We start from the raw sequence: 17,139 nt of genomic DNA, 5'->3' as shown, positions 1-17,139 counted from the left end.
ATGCGCGCCCAGCGCTCTCGGACGATTCGGTCAGCCGATGTGCTTGGCGAGGAACTCGCGCATGACCGCGCCGATTTCCTTGGCGTGGGTCTCCAGGGCGAAGTGGCCGCTGTCGACGAAGCGGACCTCGGCGGACGGCACGTCTCGCTTGAACGCCTCCGCGCCCGGTGGGATGAAGAACGGGTCGTTCTTGCCCCAGATAGCCAGGACGGGCGGGCGGCGGTCGCGCAGGTAAGCTTGAATATCGCCGTACATCGCCACGTTGGTCTTGTAGTCGCCCAGCAAGTCGAGCTGGATTTCATCATTGCCCGGCCGCGCCAGGTAGAAGTCGTCAAGGTTGCGACCGTCCGGCGACTCCAGGTCCGGGTTGCTCACGCCGTGTATGTACTGAAACAGCGTGGTCTGCGGGGCCAGGAAGCCGCGCAGGGCGTCGCGGTTGGCTTGGCTGGGGTCGTTCCAGTAGGCCTGCACCGGGGCGAAGGCTTCGGACACTCCTTCGAGGTAGGTGTTGCCGTTCTGCGAGACGATGGCCGAAATACGCTCGGGATGTTTGACCGCGAGGCGGAAGCCGATTGGGGCGCCGTAGTCGAAGACATAGAGCGCGAATTTGTTCAAGCCGAGCACTTCGGTGAAGCGGCCGACCACCTCGGCTAAGTTTTCGAAGGTGTAGCTGAAGGTCTCGCGGCTGGGCTGTTCGGTCATGCCGAACCCGGGCAAATCCGGGGCGACGACTTGGTAGCGGCTGGCCAGCTCCGGGATCAGGTCGCGGAACATGTGGCTGGCGCTGGGGAAGCCGTGCAGTAGCAGGACCACGGGGGCGCCGGGGTCGCCGGCCGAGCGGTAGAACAGCTTGAGGCCGTCGACGTCGGCGGTGTTGAAGCGAACGGTCACCACGCAATCTCCTAGGTTTGCGGCTTCGGCCGCCATTGTTGGTGAGATCGTTGTCCCCCTTTCGGCGGCTGGCGGGCAGCGGCGAAGTTCGGGAAGCAACCTTCCGGTCAGCGAGAGGCCCTCGCGCCCATCGGCAACATTCCACCCGCTGAGGCCGAAGCCGCCTATGACGCAGAGCTCGAGGTCTTGCCGATCGCCGCGTAGAACTCAACCAAACCAGCCTCCGGCAAACCCGGGGCGGTTCATACCAAGGTCGCACGCCCTCCGCCCGGCGTCGGATGCCCAACAACGAATCACGACGGATTCGAGCCGTACAAGCATTAAACGATCAGACCATCACCAAATGTGGGTAATCGAAAGCCTCGCGGGATGGATACGTGGAGACATCGTTCGCGCAGCTGCGGGACCACGAAATCGACGAACGCGCGCAGCTTCAGCGGCAGCCGGCTTTGCTTGTCGTAGACGAGATGCACGGGCCGTGACGCGGGCGCGAAGTCCTCGAGAACGACCGCCAGCCGGCCGCTGCGCACGTAGTCAACGGCCTGATACGAGTTCACCCGGATGAGACCCACTCCGCACAGTCCGGCATCGATCGCTGCATCGATCGTATTGACGCTGAGACGAGACCGAAAAGACGCGGTCATCGCGACTCCGTTGCACTCGAAGGTCCAGATTGTGGGCGAGGAGACGCCCTCAAAGGAAATCACGCTGTGCCGCGCCAGGTCGTCGGGCGTCGTGGGGACGCCGTTCGTCGCCAAATAGTCCGGATTTGCGCAAACCACCCGCCGGATCGACCCCAAGCGGGTCGCGATCAGTCTGCTATCCGGTAACGCGCCAATGCGGAGCGCCACATCCACTTGGTCATCCAAGAAATGCGTGACCCGATCGGTCAACACTAGTTCGACCGCCACGTCGGGAAAGGCGGAAAGAAAGCGCGCCACCACGGGCAGCACATGCATCCGGCCAAACATGATCGGTGCCGTGACCGCCAGGTCTCCCTTGGGTTCGGTGTATTCGCCGGCGGCGGCGCGTTCCGCCTCGGTCAACCGCTCCAGGATCGCCTTCGCGGCGGTAACGTAGGAGCGCCCCGCCGGTGTCAGTTCCAGTCCCTTTGCTGACCGGATCAGCAAGGTGGCGTTCAGGTGCGCCTCCAACTCCGCTACCTTGCGGCTGACCGTAGCTAGCGGAAGCCGGAGACTCCGGCTCGCCTTCGACAGACTGCCGCTCTCAACAGCAGCGAGCAGTACCGACATGGCGTCAAGACGGTCCAAAGGGCCTTCCGTGACCTGAGAGGTCTCCTCTCAAACTTAGCGGCTGTCCGTTAATCATGGGAAGCCCCAAAAACGACAATCGGAAAACCGAAGGCGCCTCGTTTAACCGGCCGACGCGTCCTCAACGCCACGGGAGCCCGCTTGATGACCACCCGCACCTACTACCGGACCGCCCCCCTCAAACAAGGGGCTCTTCGAATGACCCATCTGTTGAAGTACGTCTTCGCAGCGGTCCTGTTCGCGGGCACGGCGCGGGCCGCATCTCTCGCCTCGACGAACGCTACGACCACCTATCACCGCGCGGATGTGGACGGGGTGGGAATCTTCTATCGAGAGGCGGGGCCAAAGGACGCCCCGACGATCGTGCTGCTGCACGGTTTCCCGTCCTCCTCCCGCGAGTTCGACACGCTCATTCCCCTGCTCGCCACCCGCTATCATGTGATCGCACCCGACTATCCGGGCTTCGGTCAGAGCGACTCGCCGGCACCGGCGGTTTATACGTACACTTTCGATCATCTCGCAAAGACGATCGACGATCTTCTGGGAACTCTGAAGATCAAGGATTACACTCTTTATCTTCATGATTACGGTGCGCCGGTAGGATTCCGCATCATTCTGGCGCACCCCGAGCGGCTGCACGCCCTCATCTTCCAGAACGGCAACGTCTACAAGGCTGGCCTCGGCGCCAACTGGGCCAAGATTGCCGAATACTGGGCCGATCCGAAAGCGCATCCGGAGGTCGTCGATGCGTTCCTTTCCTTCAAGGCAACCGAACAGCGTCATATCGCCGGCACGTCGCACCCTGATCGCTACGACCCGGATACTTGGACCGACGAGTACGCTCATCTGTCGCAGCCGGGGCAGCGAGAAATCCAGTCGGACCTGCTGTACGATTACCGAACCAACGTTGCTTCCTATCCCAAGTGGCAGGCCTGGTTGCATGAGCACAAGCCGCCCACACTGGTCGTGTGGGGCCGCAACGATCCCTCTTTCATTGCCGCGGGTGCGGAGGCATTCAGAAGTGACCTTCCCAATGCCCAGATCCATCTGCTCGACGCGGGACACTTTGCGCTGGACGAGAAGACCGACGAAATCGCAAGCCTGATCCTGGACTTCATGGCCAAGCATCCCGGATGACGGCGCGGCCTGCTTACGCGTGCTTGCATCGAGCACGACCTCACGACATTGGCGACGTCGAAACCGTGAATACTGCCTCGCCAACAAGCTGAGTGCCTGACGGCCGTTTCGGCAATGAAGCCGCTTTCGTTACTGGAAAAGAAGCACAGTGTCAGCCAGTTTGAAGAGCGCGAATCGCTCCGAATTTGCGGCCATGGTCAGTACCAGCGCGGCGTTCTTCATGATCGTTCTGGATACGTCGATCGTGAACCTTGCCCTTCCCCGGATCAGAGACGTTTTTCATGCCGACCTCACCACCCTGCAATGGCTCGTCGACGGATATGCGCTGGTCTTCGCCAGCTTGTTGTTGAACGCGGGTGTGTTGGGCGACCGCTACGGCGCCAAGCGCATGTTCTCCGTCGGCTTGCTCATCTTCTGCGCCGCTTCGGCCGCGTCCGGGCTGGCGCCCGAAATGGCAAGCTTGCAGTGCGCTCGGGCGGTACAGGGCATCGGCGCCGCCATGCTGCTGCCGAATTCGCTGGCAAGCCTAAATCATACGGTGAAAGATCCGGATCGCAGAAAGATTGCTGTGTCAGCATGGTCGAGCGCCGGCGCCTTGGGCGTTGCCCTGGGACCGCTGATCGGTGGCGTTCTGGTGCAATACCTCGACTGGCGAAGCATATTTCTTGTGAACGTTCCCGTTGGACTGATGGGAGTTTGGCTTGCCCGACGGCACGTTGCCTCCGGCTCTCGTCAGATGCAGCGCGAGTTGGATCCGATTGGCCAGCTCTTGGCGGTGGCGACCCTCGCGACGCTGACGTACTGGATGATCAGCGCGGGCCGGTCGCATGCTTTCTCACCTTCCATGATCGCCTCGGGCGTTGGCGTTATCCTGCTTGGTGCCGCTTTCCTCGCGGTCGAATCACGACACGCCAACCCGATGCTGCCACTCGACCTGCTGTTCCGACCTGCCTTGGGATCCGTGGCGCTGGTGGGGCTTCTGCATAACGTCGGAATCTATGGCCTCATTTTTGCGCTGAGCCTTGCATTTCAGGAACTGCGCGGCATGACCCCGGTCGGGGCGGGTTTGCTGTTCCTTCCCATGACTCTGGCCCTCGCGACCGGAACCAGGGTGGGCGCGAAATTCCTGCATAAATCGAATCCTTTCGGACCACAGATCTGGGGCCATGCGGCCTCGGCATTGGGTGCGATCGCACTGGCGGTCGTGGGATTTGATCGTGACTTGGTCGCGATCGCGATTCCCCTCTGTTTCATCGGCATGGGTGCGGGCATCACGGTGCCTTCAATGAACCTGTCCGTCCTGGACTCGGTCGGGCGCGAGCGCAGTGGCCTGGCCTCCGGCATCCTCAACGGCGCCCGGCAGACCGGGGGCGTTATCGGTGTCGCATTGCTGGGCACCCTGATCGGGGGACCGGCAACCGCGACAGGAGCGCGTTGGGCTGCCGTTGCTGCCGCAATCGCGCTCGCTGGTGCGTCGGCTCTCGCCGCCAGGATAGCGTGGCAGCACCGCGTTGCCGCGACGGCGCCGGCCGATCTCGTGTGACTAGGGCAAACCGTCGTGCTTGGCGAAGATGCTTGTCATTTCCGCCATGTTCTCGGTTCCCCATGTGCACAGCGGGACGATCGCGTCAGCCAGGCTGTGACCGAGCGGGGTCAGTGCGTAGTCCACACGCGGCGGCACCTCCTGGTAGTCGGTCCGCGCCAGCACGCAATGGGCCTCCAGTTCCTTCAATTGCTGGATTAGCACCTTGTCGCTGACGCCCTGGATCGTGCGCTTGAGCTCGCCGTAGCGCTTCAGACCGTCGAGCAGGAAGTACAGGACTTGCGGTTTCCACTTGCCCGAGATGACGTGGAGCGTGGCGGCGAGCCCGTGGGAGAAGCGGCCACCGCAGTTTTGAGAACAGTCAGTCATTTTTCATACTTACCAAAAGGTGCATACTTGTCCCCAAGTAAGCACTCTCCAGTTTTCGTGCAACTCCAACGAAGGACGCACGACATGACCAGACTGAATGGAAAGACCGCTGTAATCACCGGTGGCGCTACCGGCATCGGCCGCGCCGCGGCAAAGCGCTTCATCGAGGAGGGCGCCTTCGTCTTCATCTTCGGCCGCCGGCAGGAAGCGCTCGACGCCGCTGTGGCCGACCTCGGGCCCAATGCCCGCGCGGTGAAGGGCTCGGTCTCCGATCTGGCCGACCTCGACCGACTCTACGCGGCGGTGAAGGCCGAGCGCGGAACCCTCGACATCGTCTTCGCCAATGCCGGGGCCGGAACCCAGCTTCCGCTCGGCAAGATCACCGCCGAGCACATTGACGAAATCTTCGACACCAATGTGAAGGGTTCGATCTTCACGGTCCAGAAGGCGCTGCCGCTGATGGGCCAGGGCGGTTCGATCATCCTGACCGGATCGAGCGCCGGCACCACGGGCGCCCCGGCATTCAGCGCCTACAGCGCGAGCAAGGCGGCAGTGCGCAACCTCGCGCGGACCTGGGCGGAGGACCTGAAGGGCACCGGCATCCGGGTAAACGTGCTGTCGCCCGGGCCGACTGCAACCGAACTCGCGAAGGAAGCGCTAGGCGAGGAGGGCATGAAGGCCTTCGCCTCGATGAATCCGCTCAAGCGCATGGCCGATCCGGCGGAGCTCGGAGCGGTGGCCGCCTTTCTCGCGTCGCCGGACAGCAGCTTCATGACCGCCAGCGAAGTCGCCGTTGACGGCGGCCTGGCGCAAATCTGACGCGCTACGCCCGGCCGGTCACTCCATTCGATATTCGGAGCCCGTAGGGCGTGGTAAACCGAAGGAGAATATTATGAGCTACGCAATTATCGGCTTCGGCAAGATCGGCCAGGCTCTTGCCAAGGCGTTTGCCCGCGGCGGCATCGAAGTATCCGTTGCAACCACTCGCGATCCGGAAAGCTTTGCATCCGCTGCGGCCGCGATCGGACCTACGATTATCCCCAAAAAGCTGGCGGAAGCCGTCAAGGCGGACATCGTCTTCTTGGCTGTCCATTTCGAGTCGCACCCGGATGTCGCGAAGGCGCTGCCCACCTGGCAGGGCAAGACCATCGTCGATGTGACCAATGCCTACGGCGTGTCACCTGAGGAACTCGGAGGTCAGCCTTCTTCCAAGGTCGTCGCGCAGGCCTTCACTGGTGCAAGACTGGTTAGGGGCTTCAACCATTTGGGTGCTGCCGTCCTTGACCAAGATCCGGCCGTAAATGGTGGCAGGAGAGTCGTGTTCCTGGCGAGCGACGATGACGGCGCCGCAGCGGAGATTGGTGCGCTTGCGGAAGATCTCGGTTTCTCGCCGATCAAACTTGGCGGGCTTTCTGAAGGTGGACTGCTTGTGCAGGCGCGCGGAAATAGCTGGGGTCAACTGATCTTTAAGGACTTGGTCAAGTTCGACTAGACACAGGGGGGGCTTGGAGCCATCACTATGTTTGACGTTAACGATGACGCAAAGCCAACGTGAAGGCGCAGTTGATTTCCAACACACCCTAAGCGGCATCAGCATGTACGCCTGACGCGGCCGGCCATGGGTAATTCTGGACCGCGCGCGTGAACGCCGCGACCGGTGCCGACCAGCGACGGCCGGAAACGGTGACCAGGCAGACATTTCGCTCGACCGAAGGCGACGCGACCGGACAACCGATAACGCCCGGAAACGTGGCGGCGTATTCGGGCAGAAAACAAATGCCCATCCCGGCGGCAACCATCGTCAGGATCCAGTCCTCGCGTTCGCTGCTGTACGCCTTGACCAGATTGGCGCCATGCTTTTGGCACATCTCGTCAAGCACGTCGTAAAATTCACAGTTGATCCTCGAAAGGTATACTTCGCCGTCAAGCTCCGGAACGCGCACGCTGTCCTGCAGGGCAAACCTGTGACCCGCCGAGCAGGCTATGACGAACCGCTCCGAATAGAGCTTTGTAGTATGCAATTGCGTTGGAAAGTCACCCGGACGAGCCATCAGCGCTACATCAACAGCGCCTGTCTCAAGCAAGTCGCAGAGCCGGTCCGGAACGGCCTCAAGTAGCGTAATCTCGACGCCCGGATTATCCATCCTGAAGCGGTCCAGAAAGCGGACGAATTGTACCGGCGCGATCGTGCACATGACGCCGACCGCTAGATTTGCCTCGTCGAGTTTGAGGAAGCGTTCCGCCGTTCGCTTGACCTCCCCGGTGCGCGTCATCACCTCGACAAGATGCGGCTCTATCAACCGGCCGAGGTCGGTCATATGCGTGTTGCTTCGCTCCCGCGAGAAAAGCAAGCCGCCCAGTTCATCCTCCATCTTCTGGATGGCGCGGGTCAGGGCGGGCTGACTTACGTGGCACTCCTCGGCTGCTTTGGTGAAATTGAGTGTTCTGCCCAACGCGAGGAAATATCGGATCTCCTGCAATTCCATGGCGGCTTCTCCAATACGTCATCAACTGGTCGGTCGGCCGAGACTGACGACAATCATCGCGGTCTCTGTTCGTCTTCGCCGCCGGGAATCATTCAACCTTCAGGTGCGGGTTAGCACGCATCGTCGTCCGGCTCGGTATTAAGAGATGGTTAGCACCTGCTGCACACAGCCACCGTCCGACCGTCTTGGCACAAAACCCGAAGTTAGCAAGAGCGCCGCCGGCAGGGGATCGAGATCATTGTCGATGAGCATCCCGATTGGACCTTGATCCCGAGACTTCCGACCAAACCGGCAGGCGCGATCATAAGCACGGCCTTGAAAGGCTGACGCGGGATCATTGTCCCACGAGAGAGCGCCCGCCTACCAGATAGACACCCTTCCGGCCGAAACCGAGCCACGGCATTCATCGGGTCGATCGGCGTGAACGATCCGTTAGCTATCGACGCCATGCAGAGACGGTATTGGTGATCTTACTCAATCTCGTCTTGGATACGCAGGACAATAACTTCCGATCGCAACAGCCAGCCATCAACGCACGTTACGCCCCCGAATATGCAACCACTCGGCGGACGTAGCGACAGACCGCCTTCCTAGGGTCTCCGTTCGGGTGGCAAACCGGCTCTCGATAATCCACGAACATCCGGCAACACGCTCGCGAACCTGATGAGGTGACCATCATGCACGACAATCCGATTCACACTTTTTTCCAGGTCCTGGGCGGCAACATCCCCGATCAACTCAGTCTTGGTGGATTCCGCTGGTTCGAGGTCGCGCTCTATTGGATACTTCTGATCGGAAGCCTCGCGATCGCCTATACGAACTGGCGTCTGGATTCTACCCAGCGGACCGGCACGCATCTGAGCATCTATGCCATGCGACTGGTCAGCGCCGGCATGTGGTACCTCGGCACGCTATGGAAGCTACCACTGCCGGTATCAGCAGGGTTCAAATTCTGGCTGGAGAACTCGGAAAAATATAGCTCTTTCCAGGCCCATGCAGCGATCATGCAAGTATTTCTGGACCATATTGCTGTCGTTCAGCCACTGGTCTTCCTGCTGGAAACTGCTCTCGCCGTGTCGCTGATGCTGGGCATAGCCGTGCGCTTGGCCGGTGTAGTGGGCGTGTTGTTCACTCTCAACCTGCTGATTGGCCTCTACAACGACCCGACTGAGTGGCCATGGACCTATGTCGGCATCATCTGCACCGACGGCATGTTCGCGGTGTCCCAAGCCGGCCGCAGCCTGGGTCTCGACAACCTGCTGGCCAAGCGCCTGATACCTGGTCTTCCCTACGATGGGTTGGTGGCACGCGCGTTCGCTTTCGCCTCCTAGATGACCGGCGATCAACCCCATCCCGCCGGCCCCGAGGAGTTCGGGGCCGCACGCGGGGCTGCGGTCTGGGCGGCCTCGCAGTTTGGTGTCGAACACGCTCAGGCGGTGCTGGAGGGGTGCGCAGCGATTGGGCGCTTGACGGGAACCGCCGGCGGGATCGCCCAAGCCGGCCTTCTCCTGGCGGCACGGATTTGGCTCAGCCAAGCGATATTCGTCCACCAGATCATGATGATGATGCGCGCCGAGGGGTTCGCGGAGACGCCGTCGGTGGGGGCCACGCTGATCCGGAGCATAGCCCCGCTTCTGCTTGCGACTGGCCTGGCGACCCGCCCGGTGGCGCTGCTTCTCGTCTTTGGCGTCGGTCAGGACCTGTCCGGAACGCGTATGGCCGGTCCTCAGGCTCTTCTGCTGGTCTGGTTGGTGATCGGCGGCGCGGGACCGTTGTCCCTCGATTACCTGTTGCGAAGCGGCCTCGCGCGGGTACCGATCTGGACGGTGAGAGCCATAGGCCGGCTTTACGCCTGGAGTGATCGCTTTGGCGATCTCGCGCTGCCGTTTGCAACACGCCTCTATCTGTCGCTGGCATTTGCCGGAGGGACCGGTTTCGCCATGTGGCAGGTGCCCTTCACCGGCGAATTGGTCACCGCGCCGTGGTGGACCCTCATGCTCTGTTGGGCACTTTTGGTCGGCGTGGCAACGCGGCCGGTGACGCTGATCCTGTGGGGACTGACACCTCCAATTGTCCTTTCCAGTGGAACACCCGATCAATTCGAGGTCGCACTGCTACTGTTGCTGCTTGCGGCGAAAGGGGCGGGGTGGCTGTCGGTCGATGGCGCAGCAGCCTGCTGGGCCTCTACCCGTCTGCGAATGCGGGACCGTACGGCTGAGTCCGTCCCGCACGTCGTGGTCGTGGGAGGCGGTTTCGGCGGGATCGCCGCAGTGCGTGGGCTGCGGTGGGCAGCCTGCCGGATCACGCTCGTCGACCGGCGCAATCATTATCTGTTCCAGCCCCTGCTCTATCAGGTGGCGACCGCGGCCTTATCGCCGGCTGATATCGCACTACCGATCCGCAGCGTCCTGCGAGACCAGAGGAACGTGACTGTTCGCCTGGGCGAGGTGGTCGGCGTGGATCAAAACGCCCGTGAGGTCATCCTGCACTCGGAGCGCATTCCGTTCGATTACCTCATCCTCGCGACCGGCGCCCAACATAGCTATTTCGGCCGGGATGAGTGGTCGTCACATGCCCCGGGGCTCAAGAGCATCGAGGATGCGACAGCAATGCGCAGCCGGATGTTGCTGGCTTTCGAACGGGCGGAAGCGGAGGGAGATGCGGCTAAACGCGAGGCGTGGCTGACCTTTGTGGTCGTGGGCGGCGGACCGACTGGCGTCGAGTTGGCTGGTGCACTGGCTGAACTCGCCCGTAGGGGGCTCAACCAGGAATACCGGGCGATTGACCCGGGAACAGCACGGGTAATCCTGGTTCAGTCCGCTCCACGGGTCTTGCCGACCTTCTCGCCTGTTCTCTCGGATCGAGCCGAATGGTCGTTGCGAGAGCTCGGTGTGGAAGTCCGCACGGGCGCCAAAGTGACCCATATCGACCACGATGGCGTGGAGATAGACGGGGGCCGCATCGCCGCTCGGACAACGTTTTGGGCCGCCGGTGTGGCGGCTTCGCCGGCCGCGAAGTGGCTCGGGCAGGCGGGAGATAAATCCGGCCGCGTCGTCGTCGACGACAATCTTGCCGCTGCAGGCTGCCCGGGCGTTTTCGCAATTGGCGACACGGCCGCCTCGAGCGCGTGGGCAGGTGCGGGAGTCCCCGGGCTGGCCCCGGCCGCCAAACAGCAAGGTCGGCACACCGCCAACGTGATTCGCACGGCCATCGAGGGGCATCCGGCACCGCGCGCCTTCCAATACCGCCACTACGGCAACCTTGCGACCATCGGTCGCCTTGCCGCAGTCGTGGAAATGAGCCGGCTTCGGATATGGGGAGCGCCGGCCTGGTGGTTGTGGGGCCTCGCCCATGTCCTGCTCCTTGCCGGAGGACGCAACCGCACGACCGTTGTGTTGAATTGGCTCTGGGCATACCTCACCTACCGGCGCGGCAGCCGCCTCATTACCGGGAACACGACGGACGCTTGAGCACTGTGCGGCCAGCGCCACTCCGTCGCTAACTTCGGCCGCAAGCTGGCTGTTTCAATTGACACATTATAGTCTAGCTGTAGCCAACTTCTCACGCTGCTTGCGTTGGGCGTTTGCACGGGAGACTCTCACGAAACTCGCGAGGCAAGCTGAGCTAAGGAGAACGGCGAGCGGGCATCAAGCATCACCGTGGAGATGCGTTACTGATGCCCAGCATTGGCGTCGCGGCCGGTCGAGTTAGGCTGGAAGCATACGCCTCCTGCAACGCCAGTTCCTACAGGACACGCCAGATCGCGATTCTCAATGTGCTTCTCTGGTGGGCTCCGCGAGCCCGGTGTCTCCCATCGGCCGCCACAGGGCCGGATTTAAGCGCGAGCCATTTGGCCGGCTGTCCGGTCAATGTCCTGTTGGAAAAGGCCCACGGATTCGAACTTCTTTTCGCCAAAATATCTTTATGGGACGATACCTCAAACTGGTGCCGGGTGAGGGACTTGAACCCCCGACCTTCGGTTTACAAAACCGCTGCACTACCGCTGTGCTAACCCGGCGCGGTGGCTTCTATAGCCTATCTGACCATCAGCGGGAACACTGGTAGGCCGCCCGTGTGCTGGGCGAACTCGGAAGCTGTACACCGGCAGGCCGTCCAAGGTCTGACCGGTGGTCTGCTCGCTGAGCGCGACGTTTGAGCGTTGGGCCTGCGCCACCACGCTCCGACGCTGCGCTTCGGCGGCCTCCTTGTCGGTTTCATCGAACAGCATCTGCGCCAGGCGCCGGCGCATGTGCCATTCGAGGTTATAGCCCAGCATGCAGAGAAACACGCGGGCGCGGACCCGACCGGCGAGCCAGTGATCCACTCGGCGGACCTGCAGACGTCTGTCAAAAGCCGTGCTGCCGCATTTTCGACGACGGCTACTACCCGCCGGAGCGCCACGTGCCGTTCGACCGCCAGAGTTCGCGAGTCTAGACCGCGACATGCGTTTGGCGGCTCGGCTTGCATCAGCGGCACGGAATTTGCTCCATACCGGATGCAGACATCGATCCGGAGCAGCCCGCGATGCGCAAGATGAACCTGGGCGCGTTCGTCCACGAAACCGGCCAGCATGTCGCCGCATGGCGCCACCCTGACGCCTTCGCCGAGTCAGGCACCGTCTTCGCCCAATCGGTGGCCGTCGCACAGATCGCCGAACGCGGCCTGTTCGACCTGCTGTTCCTCGCCGACAGTGCCGCCGTCAGTACCATGGGTTCGGCCGAGGCCCGCGGGCGCATGGGCAAGACCGTCAAGTTCGAGCCGATCACCGTGCTGTCCGCGCTGGCGGCGGTGACCAAGCATCTTGGCCTCGTCGCTACCTGCACATCGACATACAGCGAGCCATACACGCTTGCTCGGCAGTTCGCCTCGATGGACCAGATCAGTGGCGGGCGGGCCGGCTGGAACCTGGTTACGTCCAATAATGAGGCAGAGGCGTTCAACCATGGCCGCGATCAGCATTCCGCCCATGCCGATCGTTACGATCGCGCGGCGGATTTCGCCGAGGTCGTCACCGGCTTGTGGGACAGTTGGGACGGGGACGCCTTCATCCGCGACAAGGACTCAGGCGTCAATTACGACACCACCAAGCTCCACGTGCTGAACCATAAGGGCAAACACTTCTCGGTCCGCGGGCCGCTGAACGTCGCCCGCTCGCCGCAGGGACGCCCGGTGCTGGTACAGGCCGGCGCCTCCGACACCGGCCGCGATCTGGCAGCCCGCATGGCGGAGCTTGTGTTCACCGCCCAGACCACCTTTGAGCAGGCCGCCGAATTCCATGGCGACATCATGGCCCGCCTGCCGCGTTACGGCCGCACCCGGCAGGAGGTGAAGGTCATGCCGGGTCTGTACCCCGTCGTTGGCCGCACCCGAGCGGAAGCACAGGAGAAATTCGATTTCCTGCAGTCCCTAATCCACCCCAGCGTCGGCATCCAGGTGCTGGAACACACCATCGGCGTGCCCCACCTGGCACAGTATCCGCTGGACGGCCCGGTGCCGGACATGGCCGACACCAACGGCCCGCTGTCCCGCCAGCGCCTGCTGCTGGAGGCCGCTCGCCGCGACAACCTGACGATGTGGGAACTGTGCCTGCTGAATGCCGGCCCGCGCGGACATCTGCTGACCATCGGAACGCCGGCGGACATCGTCGACGTCATGGAGTACTGGTTCCGTAACGGTGCCTGCGACGGCTTCAACGTCATGCCGGCGTTCCTGCCTGGATCACTGACCGACTTCGTCGACATGGTGATACCGGAGTTGCAACGACGCAGCCTGTTCCGAACAGCTTATGAGGGCAAGACATTGCGCGAAAATCTCGGACTGCCGAAACCTGTCAGTCGTTGGGACAGTCTGCCGCAGGTGGCGGAATGAAAACCGTCACCCTCAGCCGGCGCGGCTTCGGCACACTCGCCGCCGCCTCGCTTGTCACCGTGCCGGGCTACGCGGCCGACAACGGCACCTTCGTGTCCGGCTGGGGCTTGCCCTCCAACCTCGATCCGCACCAGATCTTCGACGTGCCGATGCAGACCGTGATGTTCAACGCCTATGACAATCTGTACCGTTACGAAAACGATCCGCCGGAGATCGTGCCTTGGCTGGCGACCAGCCACACCGAGTCAGACGACGGCCTGACCTGGGAATTCAAGCTGCGCCCCGGCGTGAAATTCCATGATGGCAGCGAACTGACCGCCGATGACGTCGTCTACAGCTTCCATCGGGTCCTTGGACTGAAGCTGGCCCCCGCGGGTGCCTTCCTGCCGATCCTGAAGCCGGAGAATGTCACCGCGCCCGACACTCATACGGTGCGCTTCGTGCTGTCCAAACCCTATGCGCCGTTCTTCTCGGCCATTCCGCTGGTGTCGATCGTCAACCAGCGCGCCATCAAGCCGCATGAAAAGGACGGTGACTGGGGCAAGTCCTGGGTGGCGTCGAACGATGCCGGATCGGGTGCCTACAGGATCCTGCCGGACACCTACCTGCCGCTCGAAGTGCTGGATTTGGACATCTTCCCCGACCATTTCATGGGCTGGGAGGACAACAAGAGCCCGGTAAAGAAACTGGCGATGCGCCCGACCAAGGAGACCTCGACCCGCATCCTGGCGCTGCTCAACGGATCGATGGACTGGACCGACACCAATTTGCCGGCGGACCAGGTGGACCGGATCAATGCATCGAAAATCGCCCATGTCGAGCAGAACAAGGTGATGCGTATCTTCGTCGTGCGCATGCAGAACATGCGGCCGCCGTTCGACAACATCAACGTCCGCAAGGCCTTCGCCCACGCCTTCAACTACACGGGGTTCATCAACGACATCCTGGGCGGCTACGCGACACGCGATCCGGCCCCGCTGCCCGACAATCTGTGGGGCTATCCAAAGGGGATCAAAGGCTACGACTACGACATGAAGATGGCCAAGGACTACATCACCAAGGCGATCGCCGAGGGCGCCAACGTCAAGCGCCCGATCGAACTGCACGTGCAGTCGGAAAACGACCAGAGCGTGCAGGCGGCGCAGATGTTCCAGAGCGACCTGGCCGATATCGGCATCAACCTGAAAGTCGTGCCGGATACCTGGGCCAACATGACCACCAACGTGGTGAAGCCGGAATCCTGCCCGGACATGTGGGTCCATTGGGTGAGCGCCTATTTCGTCGATCCCGAGAACTGGGTCGGCCAGATGTACGACAGCCAGTTTCACGGCACCTGGAAGGCCTCCGCCTACTACACGAACCCCAAGGTCGATGAACTGCTACGCAAGGCCCGCGTCGGCCGCGACCAGGCCGACCGAGCGCCGTTGTATGAAGAAGCCATCCGCGTGATCGTGGCCGACTGTCCCGACATCTGGGTATACAACTCCATGCAGTTGCAGGGCATCGCCAATCGGGTGAAGGGAAGGCGGTTCTGCACGGTGGGGCAAGGCTGCGAGATGCGCTGGATATCCATCTAGTGTCCGATTCACGCGGCGGCCCGCGTCAAGAAGCGACCGTGTCCGGCTCCGATCGCGGAAAAGCATGGCTCGCGACGTGACCACGATTGCGCGCCTGAATCAGCCGGATCGTGCATCGCCGACGCGCGAGACCAGGCGATGATGTTCCGATTTATCCTGCGCCGGTGCCTGCTGGTCGTGCCGTCCCTGCTGGGCCTGCTGGTGCTGATCTTCGTGCTGATCCGGGTCGTGCCGTCCGATCCGGCGGTGGCGCTGGCGGGCGATTCCGCGTCGCCGCGCCAGATCGCCGAGATCCGCCACCAGTATGGCTTCGACCGCCCGGTCTGGCAGCAGTTCTTGATCTATGCCGGCCACGCAATGCGGTTTGATTTCGGCGAAAGCGCGTTCTCCCACCGGCCGGTCGCGCTGGACATCGCCCAGCGCCTGCCGGCGACGTTGGAGCTGACGTTCGCGGCGATGGCGATCTCCATCGCGGTCGGCGTGCCGCTGGGGGTGTTCGCCGCGCTCCGTCACAACCAGTGGCCGGATTTTGCCTTGCGAATCCTGTCGGTGACGGGTGTGGCCGTCGCCGCCTTCTGGGTGGCGATCATGCTGCAACTGTTGTTCTGCATGCAGTTGGGCTGGCTGCCGCTGCGCGGAGAACTGTCGGATGCGCTGACGCCACCCATGCGCATCACCGGCTTCATGCTGATCGACAGTGTGCTGACCGGCCGCTGGGATGTGTTCCGGGACGTGCTGGCGCATCTGGTGCTGCCGGCGCTGACGCTGGCGCTCGGCGGCATGTCCGGGATCGTCCGCTTCACCCGCGCCGGCGTGCTGGATACGCTGCAACAGGACTTCGTCACCTATGAACGCGCCATGGGCTACCGCCGCAAGCGGCTGATCTGGCGTTACGTCCTGCGCAACTCCGTCACCGCCACGATCACCCAGATCGGCCTGCTGTTCGGCAGCCTGATCGCCGGTGGCGTGGTGGTGGAGGCGATCTACGACTGGCCAGGCATCGGCAACTACACCGTCAACGCCATCCTGACCGGAGACCACCAGGTGATGCTGGCCGTCACCCTGCTGATCGGTGTCGTCTACGCCGTGGTCAACATCCTGACCGATCTGGTGCATGGGCTGGTTGATCCCAGGCTGATGGATCGTCGGTGAAACCGGTGCTGGGCAAACTCGGCCGCGACATACCGGCGATGATCGGGCTGGCGCTAGTGCTGGCGGTGGTTCTTCTCGCGCTGCTGTCGCCCTGGCTGGCGCCCTATCCCGGCGACGCCTCCGCCTCGCACCTGGTCCGCCGCCTGAAACCGCCCACCCATGCCTTCCCGTTTGGCACCGACAATCTGGGCCGCGATATCCTGTCGCGTGTCATCCTGGGTGCGCGCGGCGCGCTTCAGGTCGCCTTCACCGTGGTCGGCATCGCGATGGCGATCGGCATCCCGCTCGGCCTGATCGCCGGCTACCGACCAGGGCCGCTGTCGGAGGCGATCATGCGCTTCACCGACATGGTGCTGGCGATCCCGCAACTGATCCTGGCGCTGGCGATCGCGCAACTGATGTCGCCGTCGCTGCAAAGTGCGATGCTGGCGCTGTCGCTGACCTACTGGCCGTTCTTCACCCGCAGCGTTCACGCCGAGGCCCAGCGCCTGTCGCAATCGCTGTCCGTCGACGCGCTGCGAGGGATCGGTGCCAGCCCCTGGCGCATCGTGTTTCTGCATATCCTGCCGAACACCGCCTCCCCCATCATCGTGCGCGCCACCATCGGGCTGGGTTTCACCATCCTGACCGCGGCGGTGCTGGGTTTTCTGGGCATGGGCGCCGCGCCGCCGGCGCCCGACTGGGGCCTGACGATCGCGCAAAGCCGCCTCTATTTGCCCGGTGCGTGGTGGTATGCGCTGTATCCCGGGTTGGCGATCCTGCTGACGGTCATGGGTTTCAATCTGCTGGGCGACGGGTTGCGCGACCTGATCGATCCCCGGCTGCGGCGTTCGCGATGAAGTCCG

General features: G+C 62.7%; 15 protein-coding genes and 1 tRNA gene. 10 read left to right on the top strand and 6 right to left on the bottom strand.

The window, feature by feature from the left end; genetic code table 11:
- Positions 1–30 precede the first annotated feature (30 nt).
- Both ACQY4T_RS05470 and ACQY4T_RS05465 read right to left on the bottom strand, forming a co-directional pair.
- Positions 31–927 (bottom strand): alpha/beta fold hydrolase, encoded by an 897-nt coding sequence (locus ACQY4T_RS05470; RefSeq protein ID WP_428538700.1) that lies wholly within the window; start codon positions 925–927, stop codon positions 31–33.
- A gap of 284 nt (positions 928–1,211) precedes the next feature.
- Entirely contained in the window at positions 1,212–2,162 is a 951-nt protein-coding gene (locus ACQY4T_RS05465) for a LysR family transcriptional regulator (RefSeq protein WP_428538698.1), read from the bottom strand.
- A gap of 144 nt (positions 2,163–2,306) precedes the next feature.
- Here ACQY4T_RS05465 and ACQY4T_RS05460 point away from each other — a divergent pair, with 144 nt between their 5' ends.
- Both ACQY4T_RS05460 and ACQY4T_RS05455 read left to right on the top strand, forming a co-directional pair.
- Positions 2,307–3,299, top strand: a complete 993-nt coding sequence (locus ACQY4T_RS05460; RefSeq protein WP_428538696.1) for an alpha/beta fold hydrolase — start codon at positions 2,307–2,309, stop codon at positions 3,297–3,299.
- A 193-nt stretch (positions 3,300–3,492) separates the two neighbouring features.
- Positions 3,493–4,842, top strand: a complete 1,350-nt coding sequence (locus ACQY4T_RS05455; RefSeq protein ID WP_428538694.1) for an MFS transporter — start codon at positions 3,493–3,495, stop codon at positions 4,840–4,842.
- Here ACQY4T_RS05455 and ACQY4T_RS05450 read toward each other — a convergent pair whose 3' ends face one another.
- Positions 4,843–5,211 (bottom strand): winged helix-turn-helix transcriptional regulator, encoded by a 369-nt coding sequence (locus ACQY4T_RS05450; RefSeq protein WP_428538692.1) that lies wholly within the window; start codon positions 5,209–5,211, stop codon positions 4,843–4,845.
- An 84-nt stretch (positions 5,212–5,295) separates the two neighbouring features.
- Here ACQY4T_RS05450 and ACQY4T_RS05445 point away from each other — a divergent pair, with 84 nt between their 5' ends.
- Positions 5,296–6,030, top strand: a complete 735-nt coding sequence (locus tag ACQY4T_RS05445; RefSeq protein ID WP_428538690.1) for an SDR family NAD(P)-dependent oxidoreductase — start codon at positions 5,296–5,298, stop codon at positions 6,028–6,030.
- Between the two features lie 73 nt (positions 6,031–6,103).
- Positions 6,104–6,703 (top strand): NADPH-dependent F420 reductase, encoded by a 600-nt coding sequence (locus tag ACQY4T_RS05440; protein ID WP_428538688.1) that lies wholly within the window; start codon positions 6,104–6,106, stop codon positions 6,701–6,703.
- A gap of 88 nt (positions 6,704–6,791) precedes the next feature.
- Here ACQY4T_RS05440 and ACQY4T_RS05435 read toward each other — a convergent pair whose 3' ends face one another.
- Entirely contained in the window at positions 6,792–7,697 is a 906-nt protein-coding gene (locus tag ACQY4T_RS05435; RefSeq protein ID WP_428538686.1) for a LysR family transcriptional regulator, read from the bottom strand.
- A gap of 677 nt (positions 7,698–8,374) precedes the next feature.
- Here ACQY4T_RS05435 and ACQY4T_RS05430 point away from each other — a divergent pair.
- Positions 8,375–9,028 carry a hypothetical protein gene (locus ACQY4T_RS05430; protein ID WP_428538684.1) on the top strand — a complete coding sequence of 218 codons (654 nt, stop codon included), beginning with the start codon at positions 8,375–8,377 and terminating at the stop codon, positions 9,026–9,028.
- The gene (locus ACQY4T_RS05425) at positions 9,029–11,167 is read left to right on the top strand and encodes an FAD-dependent oxidoreductase (RefSeq protein ID WP_428538682.1); all 2,139 of its coding nucleotides are present in this window, start codon (positions 9,029–9,031) and stop codon (positions 11,165–11,167) included.
- A 473-nt stretch (positions 11,168–11,640) separates the two neighbouring features.
- On the opposite strand, the gene ACQY4T_RS05420 is transcribed toward ACQY4T_RS05425, so the two are convergent.
- Together ACQY4T_RS05420 and ACQY4T_RS05415 are read right to left on the bottom strand one after the other, a co-directional pair.
- A tRNA-Thr gene (locus tag ACQY4T_RS05420) sits at positions 11,641–11,715 on the bottom strand.
- A complete protein-coding gene (locus tag ACQY4T_RS05415) occupies positions 11,695–12,021 on the bottom strand; it encodes a hypothetical protein (protein WP_428538680.1) in 327 nt (108 codons plus the stop codon). The genes ACQY4T_RS05420 and ACQY4T_RS05415 overlap by 21 nt, the downstream gene beginning before the upstream one ends.
- A gap of 200 nt (positions 12,022–12,221) precedes the next feature.
- Here ACQY4T_RS05415 and ACQY4T_RS05410 point away from each other — a divergent pair, with 200 nt between their 5' ends.
- The 4 genes from ACQY4T_RS05410 to ACQY4T_RS05395 all read left to right on the top strand — a co-directional run bounded on the left by ACQY4T_RS05410 (position 12,222) and on the right by ACQY4T_RS05395 (position 17,133).
- Positions 12,222–13,565: an LLM class flavin-dependent oxidoreductase gene (locus tag ACQY4T_RS05410; RefSeq protein ID WP_428538678.1), complete on the top strand. Its 1,344-nt coding sequence runs from the start codon at positions 12,222–12,224 to the stop codon at positions 13,563–13,565.
- Positions 13,562–15,142: an ABC transporter substrate-binding protein gene (locus ACQY4T_RS05405; RefSeq protein WP_428538676.1), complete on the top strand. Its 1,581-nt coding sequence runs from the start codon at positions 13,562–13,564 to the stop codon at positions 15,140–15,142. Before ACQY4T_RS05410 ends, ACQY4T_RS05405 begins: the two co-directional genes overlap by 4 nt.
- A gap of 138 nt (positions 15,143–15,280) precedes the next feature.
- Positions 15,281–16,294, top strand: coding sequence for an ABC transporter permease (locus ACQY4T_RS05400; protein WP_428538674.1), 1,014 nt, complete (start codon positions 15,281–15,283; stop codon positions 16,292–16,294).
- Positions 16,291–17,133 (top strand): ABC transporter permease, encoded by an 843-nt coding sequence (locus ACQY4T_RS05395; RefSeq protein ID WP_428538672.1) that lies wholly within the window; start codon positions 16,291–16,293, stop codon positions 17,131–17,133. Before ACQY4T_RS05400 ends, ACQY4T_RS05395 begins: the two co-directional genes overlap by 4 nt.
- Positions 17,134–17,139 lie beyond the last annotated feature (6 nt).

The sequence above is a fragment of the Rhodopila sp. genome (genome assembly GCF_965277825.1).
Taxonomy (GTDB): Bacteria; Pseudomonadota; Alphaproteobacteria; order Acetobacterales; family Acetobacteraceae; genus Rhodopila.
Note: the sequence above shows the minus strand (reverse complement) of the source record. Positions and strands in the feature narration are given on the sequence as shown.